A 12,423-nucleotide genomic window follows, 5' to 3' on the forward strand; every position below is an offset into this window, starting at 1 on the left:
CAGTAGGACTGGTCTAGGCATCCAGTCTGAATTCATTGCGGTAGTCAATTGATTTACCTAGACGGCTCTTAATACGATAGAGCCACCGGTACATTTGCAAAGTCAGAGTCATCTGTGCATCGTATGTTTTCAGGCCCAACTCTCCACCATGAACTTGCGCCAGCATGGCCTCGCGACTCTTCCTGCGAAGCCTCTCACGCAACTTCTGCTCGAGCTTGAAGAAAACGCCGAAGTTTTTATGCGGGAGGACTCGCTTACTGGGCACAGCGGTTCCTGCAGCTAAGGCCAGCCTGTATCGAAGTCCCGCGCGTCTATGATTTAATCCACCTCGCTGAGACTCCATTACGGACTGCTCATCAACGCGTTCTGCCCACAGTTCGGATTCGCGAGCAGTTTCCAAGATATCGTTGATCTCTGCAGATCTCGTCACGACAAGACTTGTCCCGAGTCCATCGGTAACGTACTTCGGTAGCCACGCATCCATAATAGCGATATCGGCAGTCTCGGCAAAAACGTCGTCACAGAAGTCGCAGGCCTTGGGTTTAAACAGCCCCATCCCCCAATTGGCACCTATTTCACGATTTCCGATTCGTTTAACAAAATGCTCTCCGTCTTGCGATGTCGCGCTGGCTTCAAAGTAATATTCGTCAGCTCGTGCCAGTGGATTTTTGCGTCGGAAACATGCATCTTCGGCGACTCGCTCCATACCAGACCGTCGCGTCAAGTACTCCAGATAAAGCGCGCTCTTCATCTGCCCGCAGACTATCCCGATCTGATAGACGATGCGCTCCCGAAGCAGCGGGTGCTCACGCTTGAGTTGCCTCAATGCCTTATGAAAACAGGGCACCCCTGTAATGGCATAGCGACCCGGGTTCTCAAGAACATACTTTAGTATTCGGTCGTAACTAACTGGATAGTAAAATGACGTTGCTGTGGTGGACAGCTCTTCAGAATTTGAAATTACTTTAAAATCAAAGAAACGATCCCCGTCAGCCGTACGCCCTACGGCGATTACCTTGTCGACCTTATTGGTATCCAGAAGCTTTCCAAGAAGCCAGGTCGCAATGCCGCCAGAAGACCCAGCGCTGCGATGCTTATGAGAATAAGCTGCATACAGTCCGCTATAGAATCCGACCTCTTCACCGCGACTGATACCCGGCAGCTTCGCAAACTCTGCCTCAGCCAACACCGACTCAGACGGTGCGCTCGTAGAAAAGGGGCACACTTTGTCCACCGCCATCGACTGGGCGGCAGAGGCGGAATTCATCTTTACTGTCAATTCCCCATACTCGTTGAAGTCAATCTTCGCTGAGCCATTGGAGACAGTACATGCACCGCATCCGATGCAGAACCCCTTCTCAGCCACTGCTGTAGCGCTGAGAGCTATCGCCACGGACGGGCGATTGGCCGTCATTGCAACGCCTCTGCCAGACGGCCAGCCGAGCCATGCGCACGCTGTTTCCAGTCAGGAATGCGAGAGGCAAGGAAGCGCCGCAATTGTTCCTCCTCGGTGCACAGCTTTTCGAAGTACTCGAACAAAGTTTGCTTGCTTACTGCGGGAGTCTCAAGAACCAGCGACTCGTCACCAAAAAGGTCTCGATTAAGTCCCTTAGCCTTAATGCTATAGGCTATAGAGACGGTTGGCACTTGACTGGAAAGTGCGCCGATGGTCGCATGCGTTCGGGCACCAATAAAGAACCTGCACTGCGCCAAGACACCTTTCAGCTGTGCTGCATTCAAGGTTGCGGGGACCAAGGTCACGCGCCCGTCATGGGCGCCCAGCATATTCAGAATTTCTTGCATGTAATATGAGTCGCTATTAACTCTATTACCATCCAGCGGATCAACGTGAGGTAACAAAAGAATTCCCAGCTCACTCTTATTCAAGACCTCCTGGAGAAAACCAACTACTTCCTTCTGTAGTACGCTATAGGCCTCTCCGGCCGGCCGGAATTTCTGTATCAGCGGACTGATATTAAAACCAAGCACACCATTTTTACTATTGCGAGGCCAAAAGCTCGAAACATCAATCGACTCTGGTGCCATCACGAAAGCGCCGTCCGCCACCAGACTGACGTTGCTCGAGACTCCAATTGATTTCAGATATTCGAGAGATATGGTTTCCCGCACAGTGACGCATTCAATGCGCCGAAGAAATTGAGCAACGTGAGTTTCGGCAAACGGCTCCTTGCTAAAAGGGCCAATAGATGCCCCCCAAACCATGACTGGAATTCCCAGACGTTTCGCATGCGCCGCGAACTGGACATGCCAAGCCAACGAGGCCAGCCCATAGTCCAGCGTGATGTTGTCGCCACCAATAACCAGAAGCGCGTCACAGCCACGGAGATCATTTTCGATGTCGACCGGCAGGCGATAGCTCGGGAAGAAGCGCCTTGCAACCGACGGAATCAAGCGGAGCAGGCGGCTCCATATCTTCAACTCGGAGGGAAAGGGCAACGCCCGTACAAAGCGCACCCCCTGTTTGGCTGCATCGGGCCACTGCGGTGCATCGAGATCAGGTCGAAAGCTTGGAACCAAAACTTCGACATCATTACCAAACTGACTCTTCAGGAGCTGAAGAGTTGATCGAACCAACGCCTCGCAACCGCGATTTCCAAAATCCGTCTGGCCAGAGAGATAGAAACGTTTCATGACTAACGCACAAATGACACGACGCTCGACGTCGAGGTATGAATTGCTTACGCAACAAGACCCGCCAGACGGCGGCGATATTGTGGGTCCACAGCTTTCAGCAGATTTTCTGCAAATCTCTGCTGCAACAGAAATGCTTGCTGAGCATCACGATCAATGCTCGAAATTCTGAAGAGCAGCCCGTCGGGGATCAGATCGCGAAATCCATACTGCATCTCAACCATTTTCTTGTTGACGCCACCCCGCACTACGGTCTCGCCAATTACCGTCCAGTAGGTCACAGGCTCGTAGCGCTGATTGCCCAAGACAGTTTCCAAACGCCGAGCCGGGATCATTGAATTGGCGAATGCGAGATCAGCAGGCTGGTTCGAACGCACCTGGAACCCCTGTGCCGGATAGCAGACCTCTGGATAGTGCATCTGCAGTCCATCCCGCTGATCGTTGCCATATGCAATGGACAACATGATGCGATGCCCGCTGCTATTCACATAGGTGCGCGATAGCGTTTGGCTGTACAGCTGCTTCAGCATGGCCTCCTGTTGGGGGTTGACCACGCCACCCACAGCTGCCTCATCCATACGCCAATCGCCAAACTGCTTGGGCACGACCTGTTCCAGCTGGAAGTCCCCATGCAAGGTGGATAGGCTTGTTGTCGGCGTGAGCTTCCAGCCCAGGCTGGCAGCGGCCCCCATCAGGATCAACGCCAACGCTGCACGGCGCTGCTGGCGCGGCAGGGTGTTCTCGTTACGCTTGCTCATGCCGTTTGCCCCTTGCGCAGACGGTTTGCGCCCAGGCGCAGCATGCCGTCGGTGGCGATGATCAGCATCAGTGCGCTGAGGAACAGCACCATGCCCGCGAAACCATGCAGGAAGCCCTGGCCGGCCTCATCGCCGAAGTGGTAGGTAATCAGCGTCAGCACCATCACGCGGATCACGTTGGCGGCGAAGCTGATCGGCACGATCAGGATGGCCAGCGCGATATTGCGGAACAGCGAGGCGTGACGCACGATGTTCAGGTACAGCAGGCCCAGAGCCTCCAGCGTGAACAGCGTGTGCAGGCCGGCGCAGGCATCCGCCACCAGCAGCTGATAGGGGCCGATCTGCAGGATCACGCCGGTACGGCTGATCGGATAGCCCGCCGAGTACAGGATATGTTCCGCCACATAGGACACGGCCATCTTCATCGGCTGTGTCAGCGCGTCGACCACGGCTCCCGGCAAGGGGATCATGAAGAACATGAAGAAGATCGCGAAGCCGATCGCCTTGAGCTGGCGCGGGCCGCGCAGCAGCAGCACGATGCCGCAGACCATCGCGATCGACGATCCGACCTCGAACAGCCAGATGCCTTGCGAGCGTCCGATGGCATAAGCCAGACCGCCGAGCACCAGCAGCGGCCAGGCCAGCCAGGGCCGCGGCGCCGAGGCCTCGATGTCCATCAGCTCGCCCCAGCGGCGGTAGATCAGCCAGATGGTCACGCCCAGCACGATCGGACCGTGACCCTGCTCGTCCGAGGCCCAGAGGCCGCCGAACAGGCTGATCAAGGTCGGCACATACAGCAGCGCCAGACCCAGGCCGGCGATCAGCCAGGGCAGGAGATGGGCGCTACGGCCCTTGTCGGCCGGAGCCAGCGCAGCACTCATCACGGGCGACCTCAGATCTCGTTCATGATCACCCCGGCCAGCTTGGCGGGGCTGTTGCTGAGCGTGGCCACCAGGTCCTGCACCGCGTTGACGCGGGTCGTGCCCTTGCGGGCCAGGGCCAGCGCGGCACCGCAGCGAGCGGCGATCACCGCATAGTCGGCACCGTGGATGGCGGCCGGCGTGTCGACGATCACATGGTCGAACTTCGACACCAGCTCGCGCATCAGCAGGCCGAAGGCGGGCCGCTCGACCAGCTCCATCGGGTTGGGCGGCATCGTGCCCACCGGCATCACGAACAAGCTGGGCAGGTCGGCCACCGGGCGAATCACATTGGCCTCGGCGCGGCCGGACAGGATGCCCGACAAGCCGGTGCTGTTGTCGATACCGAACACCTCGTGCTGGCGCGGGTTGCGCATGTCCGCATCGACCAGCAGGGTGCGGCCACCCAGCTGGCTGAAGGCGATCGCCATATTGGCGGCGAAGAAGGTCTTGCCGTCGCCGCTGTCATGGCTGACCACCGCAATGGCGCGGCGCGGCTCATCGGCATTGAACAGCCGCATATTGATCTGGCTGCGCAGCACGCGGAAGGCTTCGGCCTGGGCGCTGAAGGGCTTGCTGGCCAGCACCAGCTCGTCGCTGAGCTTGGTTCCGCCGCCCGGAGCATAGGGATAGTGGAACTGCTGGCTCAGCGCCCACAGCACGTCCTCGCCCTTGGCCAGACCCAGAGCCACCGCGGCCTCGCCGAACTTGGTGCCATGGCTCTTCTGATAGGACAGGATGCGCTCGACCTGCTCGGCGCTGAGGTTGTTGGCCTCGGCCAGGATGTGGCCGATCGAGCGGTCCTGCAAGGCGGTCCGGGCGTCCTGGGCATTGCGCTCGGCGCTGCCGAGCGTGGATTCTTTGTAGTTGGACATGGTCATCAGGAAGCCTTGGTTGACGAAGCGGCATGACCGATCAGTCGCTGATGCAGACGTGCGTCGATCTTGCGGCCGGCTGCGCTGCGCGAGTTCGGACCGGGCAACAGGCCGATCACCGGCAGGCCTACCAGGGCTTCGATGTCGTCGTTGTCGCGCACACGGCGGTCGCGCAGCTCGGCGCCCAGCACCACGCCGGTACCGAGCAGCAGGCCCACAAACACGGCCAACACGCTGTTCAGCAGCACCTTGGGCGAGGAATGCTCCAGCGGCGGAACGGCTTGGTTCAGCAGGCTGACGTTGCTGGACGTGGCCTGGCTCTCGATGCTGGTCACCGACAGGCGCTGCATGATGTTGTCGTAACTACGCTGGGCGTTCTCGACATCGCGCAGGATCAGCGCGCCCTCGTCGCGCACCTGCTTCATCTTCAGCACCTTGGAGCGCTGGGCATCCAGTTCGGCCCGGGTCTGGGCCTCGCGCTGGCGGCTGATGTTGCCGCTGATGCCGACACCGGCCGACAGGCGCCGCACCTCGCTCTCGAGGCGCTGGCGCAGCTCGCCGATATTGGCCTTCAACTCCACCACCTGGGGGTTGTTGTCACCCAGACGGGCGCTGATCTCCTGCAGCTTCGCCTCCTGGCGCGACAGGTCGGCGCGCAACTGGGAAACCACCGGGTTGTTGGTCACCTCCTGCAGCTTGTCGGCGGAGCCGGCATTGGCCTGGGCCTGGCGGCTGGTGGCCTCGGCACTGAGCGACTGCAGCATCACCAGCTGAGTGGACAACTCGTTCAGACGCTGGTTCTCGATGTCCATGCGCTCGTCGGTCATCACCACGCCGTTCTCACGCTGGAAGGCCGACAGCTGGGCTTGCGCCTTCTCCAGCGCTTCGCGAGCATCCTTGGCGCGGGCGTCGAAGAAGCTGCTGTACTGCTTGGCCGGATCGACACGCAGATCGACCGCGGTATCGATATAGGCCTGCACGAAGGCATTGGCCAGCGCTGCAGCAAAGCGCGGGTCGGCCGCACGGTAGGCGATGTTGATGACGCTGGATTCGCGCGACGGCTTGACGTCCAGTTCCTTCTGGAACAGTGCCACCAGCCAGGTCTCGATATCGCCCTGCCCCTTGGCCTCATCCATCCATTGCTCGCGGATCTGCGCGTTCTCGGTCAGGCGGAGCGTGCGCACCACGCGACGGGCCACCCGGTCGCTCTGGATGATGTCGATCTGGGTCGCCATCACGGCCGGGGTCATCATCGACTGATAGGCAATCGCAGCCAGCGGGTCCGGCTTGACATCCACGACGACGCTCGCGGTCGCGGTGTACTTTTTCGGCAGCAGCAAACTGACCACGACGGCCGGAATCACCACCGCCAGCAGCACGATCAGGAACAACACCTTGCGTGCAAACAGAATGGAGAGAAATTGGCGAAAACTCATGATGGCTGCGATCCAGGCTTCTTACTTAGAACAGGCTCTCGCGCACGTACACGACGTCGCCATCCTTCAGCGGCTCATCCATCGCCGGCTGCAGCACCTGCACCTTGCCGTCGGCGCTCTTGCGGTGCACGCGGATGCCCTTTTCGGTGCCGCGCAGGGTCAGGCCGCCGCCGGTGGCCAGGCTCTGCATCAGGGTCATGCTGCGCTCCAGGCGCATCGCGCCGGGGCGCTGCACCTCGCCGTAGATATAGACCATCGGCGCGCGGTCGACCCACAGCACGTCACCGTTCTGCACCACGATGTCCTGGCCGCGGCCGCCCGGGGCGAACACGCTGGGCAGGTCGATCTCGACGCGATAGGGCTGGCCATTGCGCGTGCCGGACAGCACCAGGATCTCGGCACCGGTGGTGGTGACGCCGCCGGCATTGGCCAGCAGGTCGGTCAGGCGCATGTCGGCGACTTCCAGCGGATAGCGGCCCGGACGATTCACCTGGCCCAGCACGCTGGCCTGGTTGCCCTTGACCTGCATCACGACGATGGTGACCTGGGGCACTTTGACGAAGTTGCCGTTCTTCAGCCCGTCGGCGATCAGCTTCTCGGCCTGCGTGGCCGACAGGCCGCCGATGCGCACCGTGCCCAGCAGCGGGTAGGACACCACGCCGGTTTCGCCGACACGGGTCTCCAGGGTCAGGTCGGGGTTCTGATAGACGCTGATGCGGATCACGTCGCCCGCGCCCAGGCGGTATTCGGCGGGGGCCGTGGCGCCTTGCTGCTGCGCCAGCGCCGCCGGGCTGGCGGCCAGCAGTGCGCATCCCAGGCTGGCCGCGGTGGCCAGGGCGATCAGCGCGGCGCGGGGCCGGCTCGGCGTCTTCTGCATCATCATCGTCGTCTTCATTACTTCAGGCCCATTCCCTTGGAGATGGTGTTCGCGTCCAGGCCGCTGGCGGCCGGCGCGGCGGGGGCTGCGGGCGTGGCCACGGTCGGCGCGGCGGCTTCGGGTGCCGATGCGGCAGCCGCGGCAGCGCCCGGGGCGCCCTCGGCGAACTTGCCGACATATTCGACCTTGGCCGCCTCGCGCAGCGACTTCATGTCCTTCTGCGCCAGCTCGGCCTTGCGCTGGTTGGTCAGGAACTGCTCGATCGCCGGGCGCGCGCGCGCCTCGTCGACCGGCTGGCTGCGCGAGCCGACCAGGAACAGCACGGTCAGGCCGTTCGGGTTCGGGGTGACGGCGGAGTCGCCGTCCTTCATCCGGGCGATCGCGTCGACGCTGGCCAGCGGCAGCTGCTCGGCGGCGCGCACCGCCTGGTTGCCGGCAAAGCGGAAATCATGCGACTTCAGATATTCCGCAAACTCGCCCATATTCTTGGCCTCCTGGAGTTTGCTGCGAATTTCCGCAAACTGCTCCGGCTTGGCCTCGATCACGAGTTCCTGCAGGCTATATATACGGCGATCCTTGAACAGGGCCGGTTTGTCGTTGTAATACTTGGAAACTTCGTCGGTCGTGGGTTTCGAGACGCCCTCGCCCACCCGCTCCAGATAGGCGCGCGCGATGATTTCGCGCTTGGCGGCCTCGATCTGCTGCACGACACGCGGGTCGCGGTCGAGCTTCAGGTCCTCGGCCTTCTGCACCGCCAGCTCCTGGTCGATCAGGCGCTCCAGCACCTGGCGGCCCGCGGCCTCGGCCTGCTCCGGGCGCAGGCCCGGCTGGCGCTGCAGCACATAGTTGATCTGATGGACGGTGATCTCTTCCTTGTTCACCTTGGCGGCCGTCTGCGAGGCCTTCTCGCCCTTGCTGCCGCCGCCGCAGGCGGCCAGCAGCACGGCGGTGGTGACGGCCAGGGCCAAGCCGGTCAGACGCAGGCCCGGCAGGGTGCGGGCGGCTTGAGTGGTGGTGGTCAGATTCATGGTTATGTCTTTCTTCCTTCGCTCATCGTCTACGGCGCGGGCCCAACTCATCCCGCCCACGCATGCTGCACCGCACAAGCCGGCCGGACGCGATCGGCGAGTGTAACTTTGCAAAATGACAATTGACTCCCCCCTAATCCGTTCGGCAATTCGGGCAAATCCCCTGGCCGGAATTTCTCGGAACCGGGTGAAACCCACGTTGTATGCGGCTGCCACCGGGTTCCGGGGGCCACCCAGGGACAGACCCGATTCGGCCTCCGGGGTTCCCGAGACCCCCGTGAACCGGGGGGAAGAAAAGCGTTACGGTGAGTATCGACACCGGCCCGTCATGCCCGGGCCCTAGGGAATCGCAGGCGTCAGCCGCGGGAGATGGCGGAGATGGCGGCCGCGCGCCGCCTCAGCACTTGATGCCGGCGTGCAGCGCCACGACGCCGGCGCTGAGGTTGTGCACATCCACATGGCCGAAGCCGGCCGTCTTCATCATCGCCTTCAGCTCGGCCTGGGCCGGATGCATGCGGATCGACTCGGCCAGGTAGCGGTAGCTCTCGGCATCGCCGGCGATCATCTGGCCCAGGCGCGGCAGGATCTTGAACGAATACCAGTCATAGGGTTTGCGCAGCGGCGCGGCCACCTTGGAGAACTCCAGCACCAGCAGCCGCCCGCCCGGGCGCAGCACGCGGCACATCTCGGCCAGCGCCTGGTCCTTGTGGGTCATGTTGCGCAGGCCGAAGGCCACGCTGACCAGGTCGAAGCTGCCGTCCTTGAAGGGCAGCTTCTCGGCGTCGCACAGCCCGGTCGGCAGCACCAGGCCCTCGTTGAGCAGGCGGTCGCGGCCCTGGCGCAACATCGCCTCGTTGATGTCGGTGTGCACCACCATGCCGGTCTCGCCGACCTTGCGCGCGAAGGCGCGCGACAAATCGCCGGTGCCGCCGGCGATGTCCAGCACGCGCTCGCCCGGCTTCAGGTTGGCCACGGCCACCGTGTAGGTCTTCCAGGCGCGGTGCAGACCCATCGACATCAGGTCGTTCATCACGTCATAGCGCGAGGCGACGGAATCGAACACGCCGCGCACGCGGCCGGCCTTCTCCTGCTCGTCGACGGTCTGGAAGCCGAAATGGGTGCTGCTCATGATGCGATGTCTCAGTGATGGTGGTGCCCGCAGGCCGAGCCGGCCTTGCCCGGCATCGGGTCGTCGCGGCCCAGGCCGGCGGCGGCCAGCTTGGCCTCGTAGTCGGCCCAGAACTCGGCCGCGCGGCTGCCCAGCTGGTAGAGATAGTCCCAGGAGAAGATGCCGCTCTCGTGGCCGTCGTCGAACTGCGGCCGGATGCCGTAGTGGCCCACCGGCTCCAGCGCCGCGATGCCCACCTCGCGCTTGCCGGTCTGCAAGGTTTCCTGCCCCGGCCCATGGCCCATCACCTCGGCCGAGGGCGAGAACACGCGCATCAGCTCGAAGGGGATGGAAAAGCGCTCGCCGTCGGCAAAGGCGATCTCCAGCAGACGCGACTGCTGGTGCACGGTGATCTCGGTGGGCTGCGGGGTGGTGGGCGTCAATCCGGCCATGGCGGCTCGCGGCAAGGGCTTGCGGGGAAGGCAGGCAGTGTAGCCGCCCCGCCCGTGCGCAGGGCGCGCGAGCGGGGGCCGACCCCGATGCCGGCGCGGCCGTGGCTCGGCTAGCCTCTCGCCCACCCTTGCTCCGTCAACGCGACCACAAGCCGCCATGAACCGTCCCCGCCGCTCCCGCCTGGCCAGCCCCCTGGCCCTTTGCCTCGCCGCCCTGGCCGCCGGCCCCGCCGCGCAGGCCCTCGACCTGAAGGGCCTGTCCGCCGCCCCGGCCGAGGCCTGCACCGACTTCTATGCCCATGTGAACGGCGCCTGGGAAGCCAGCACCCCGCTGCCGGCCGACCGGCCGCGCATCGGCAGCTTCGTCGACCTGCGCATCGCCAACGACGCGCTGCTGCGCCGCGCGCTGACCGAGCTGAGCGCCGAGCCGGCGCTGCAGACCACGCCGGGCCTGAGGCTGGTCGCCGCCTACTACGCCAGCGGCATGGATCTGGCCGCGATCGAGGCCAAGGGCCTGAGCGCCCTGGCGTCGCTGCTGGCGCGCATCGACGGCCTGCAGCGGCGCGAACAGCTGCCGGCGCTGCTGGCCGCGCTGAACCGGGTGCAGATCGCCGCGCCGTTGGCTGCCGCGGTGCGCCAGGACGCCAAGGACACGCGCCGCCATGCCCTGCTGCTCCAGCAGGCCGGCCTGGGCCTGCCGGACCGCGACAACTATTTCCAGAACGATGCCACCACCGAGCGCATCCGCGCCGCCTACCGCCTCTACGCGCAGCGCCTGCTGGAAGAAAGCAGCGGCACCCGGCCCGAGGCGGCCGCGCTGGACGCGCTGTGGGCCTTCGAGACCCGGCTGGCCGAGGCCTCGCGCACCCGCGTCCAGCTGCGCGACCCGAAGAGCAACTACAACCCGATGAGCGCGGCCGAGCTGAACGCCGCCGCGCCCGGCCTCGACTGGGACGCCTACCTGGCCGCCCTGACCGGCCGCTCCGATGGCGTCGCGCGCCTGGTCGTCGGCCAGCCCGACTTCGCCCGCCGCCTGGCCCAGCTGGCGGCCGAGACGCCGCTGGACATCTGGCGCAACTATCTCAAGCTGCGCCTGCTGGACGCCTACGCCGACAAGCTGCCCAAGGCCTATGCCGAGGCCCATTTCGACTACCGCGGCCGCGCGATCGCCGGCCTGCAGGCGCCGGAGCCGCGCGCCGAGGCGGTGATCATGGAGATCGGCGGCCGCTACGGCAGCGCGCCGGTGTCGCTGGCGTTGGGCGAGCTGTTCGTCGCCAAGGCCTTCCCGGCCGAGGCGCAGGCGCGCGCCAGCGCGCTGGTGGCCGACATCAAGGCGACGATGCGCGACCATATCCGCAAGCTCGACTGGATGAGCGCGCCGACCAAGCAGCGCGCGCTGCACAAGCTCGACGCGATGGCGCTGAAGATCGGCGCGCCGGCCGAATGGCCGCGCTACCCCGGCCTGAGCCTGGCGGCCGACGACTATGCCGGCAACACCCTGCGCGCCGCGGCCTGGAGCTTCGCCGAGCGCCTGGCCGAGCTGGACAAACCGGTGGACCGCGCGCGCTGGTTCACCAGCCCGCATATCGTCAATGCCTTCGCCGGCGGGCTCAACGAGATCGTGTTCCCGGCCGGAATCCTGCAGCCGCCCTTCTTCGATGCGAAGGCGGACGACGCGGTCAACTACGGCGGCATCGGCATGGTGATCGGCCACGAGATCACCCACCATTTCGACGACCGCGGCCGCCAGTACGACAGCGTCGGCAATCTGCACGACTGGTGGACCGCCGAGGACGCCAGCGCCTACAAGGCGCGCGCCGAGCGCGTGGTCCAGCTCTACAACGGCTACGAGCCGGTGCCCGGCCACCGCATCAACGGCCAGTTGACCCTGGGTGAGAACATCTCCGACGTGGCCGGCATGCCGCTGGCCTACGGCGGGCTGCAGCGCGCGCTGGCGCGCGGCGACGCGGCGGCCCGCGCCAAGCGCGACGGCTACACGCCCGAGCAGCGCTTTTTCCTCTCCAACGCGCTGATCTGGCGCGGCAAGACGCGCAACGAATGGCTGATCAACCAGCTGCGCACCGACGGCCATTCGCCGGGCCCCTTCCGCGTGCGCGGCCCGATGTCGAACATGCCGGCCTTCGCCCAGGCCTTCGGCTGCAAGCCCGGCGACCCGATGGTGGCGCCGGAGCCGATCGCGATCTGGTAGGCCGACGATGAAAAAAGGGCGTTGCGCCCGCCTGGACGCAACGCCCTCAACAGGCCCCGCCGGAGGGCGGGACCGCGTCGCTCTTTGAGCGCCTCCCTGACTTGTCGA

At 64.2% G+C, this 12,423-nt stretch carries 11 protein-coding genes; 1 reads left to right on the forward strand and 10 read right to left on the reverse strand.

The window, feature by feature from the left end; all coding sequences use genetic code 11:
- Window positions 1-13: 13 nt before the first annotated feature.
- From G8A07_RS20725 to G8A07_RS20770, 10 genes are all read right to left on the reverse strand, one after another.
- Window positions 14-1,414, reverse strand: a complete 1,401-nt coding sequence (locus tag G8A07_RS20725) for a Coenzyme F420 hydrogenase/dehydrogenase, beta subunit C-terminal domain (protein WP_195793856.1) — start codon at window positions 1,412-1,414, stop codon at window positions 14-16.
- The gene (locus G8A07_RS20730) at window positions 1,411-2,652 is read right to left on the reverse strand and encodes a polysaccharide pyruvyl transferase family protein (RefSeq protein WP_195793857.1); all 1,242 of its coding nucleotides are present in this window, start codon (window positions 2,650-2,652) and stop codon (window positions 1,411-1,413) included. The genes G8A07_RS20725 and G8A07_RS20730 overlap by 4 nt, the downstream gene beginning before the upstream one ends.
- 47 nt (window positions 2,653-2,699) lie before the next feature.
- Window positions 2,700-3,410 carry an exosortase-associated protein EpsI, B-type gene (epsI, locus tag G8A07_RS20735; RefSeq protein WP_195793858.1) on the reverse strand — a complete coding sequence of 237 codons (711 nt, stop codon included), beginning with the start codon at window positions 3,408-3,410 and terminating at the stop codon, window positions 2,700-2,702.
- Entirely contained in the window at window positions 3,407-4,291 is an 885-nt protein-coding gene (gene xrtB / locus G8A07_RS20740) for an exosortase B (RefSeq protein WP_195793859.1), read from the reverse strand. The genes epsI and xrtB overlap by 4 nt, the downstream gene beginning before the upstream one ends.
- A gap of 11 nt (window positions 4,292-4,302) precedes the next feature.
- Window positions 4,303-5,205 carry a polysaccharide biosynthesis tyrosine autokinase gene (locus G8A07_RS20745; protein WP_195793860.1) on the reverse strand — a complete coding sequence of 301 codons (903 nt, stop codon included), beginning with the start codon at window positions 5,203-5,205 and terminating at the stop codon, window positions 4,303-4,305.
- A 5-nt stretch (window positions 5,206-5,210) separates the two neighbouring features.
- Window positions 5,211-6,641, reverse strand: a complete 1,431-nt coding sequence (gene epsF / locus G8A07_RS20750; RefSeq protein WP_195793861.1) for a chain length determinant protein EpsF — start codon at window positions 6,639-6,641, stop codon at window positions 5,211-5,213.
- Window positions 6,642-6,666: 25 nt separating this feature from the next.
- Window positions 6,667-7,524 (reverse strand): polysaccharide export protein EpsE, encoded by an 858-nt coding sequence (gene epsE, locus G8A07_RS20755; protein WP_249937079.1) that lies wholly within the window; start codon window positions 7,522-7,524, stop codon window positions 6,667-6,669.
- 11 nt (window positions 7,525-7,535) lie between these two features.
- Window positions 7,536-8,546 carry an EpsD family peptidyl-prolyl cis-trans isomerase gene (locus G8A07_RS20760; protein WP_195793862.1) on the reverse strand — a complete coding sequence of 337 codons (1,011 nt, stop codon included), beginning with the start codon at window positions 8,544-8,546 and terminating at the stop codon, window positions 7,536-7,538.
- A gap of 397 nt (window positions 8,547-8,943) precedes the next feature.
- Window positions 8,944-9,675 (reverse strand): bifunctional demethylmenaquinone methyltransferase/2-methoxy-6-polyprenyl-1,4-benzoquinol methylase UbiE, encoded by a 732-nt coding sequence (gene ubiE, locus G8A07_RS20765; RefSeq protein WP_195793863.1) that lies wholly within the window; start codon window positions 9,673-9,675, stop codon window positions 8,944-8,946.
- An 11-nt stretch (window positions 9,676-9,686) separates the two neighbouring features.
- Window positions 9,687-10,106: a gamma-butyrobetaine hydroxylase-like domain-containing protein gene (locus G8A07_RS20770; RefSeq protein ID WP_195793864.1), complete on the reverse strand. Its 420-nt coding sequence runs from the start codon at window positions 10,104-10,106 to the stop codon at window positions 9,687-9,689.
- Window positions 10,107-10,263: 157 nt separating this feature from the next.
- On the opposite strand from G8A07_RS20770, the gene G8A07_RS20775 reads away from it, so the two are divergent.
- A complete protein-coding gene (locus G8A07_RS20775) occupies window positions 10,264-12,315 on the forward strand; it encodes a M13 family metallopeptidase (protein WP_195793865.1) in 2,052 nt (683 codons plus the stop codon).
- The last annotated feature ends 108 nt before the right edge of the window (window positions 12,316-12,423 follow it).

This window comes from Roseateles sp. DAIF2 (assembly GCF_015624425.1).
In the GTDB taxonomy this organism is placed as follows: Bacteria; Pseudomonadota; Gammaproteobacteria; order Burkholderiales; family Burkholderiaceae_C; genus Kinneretia.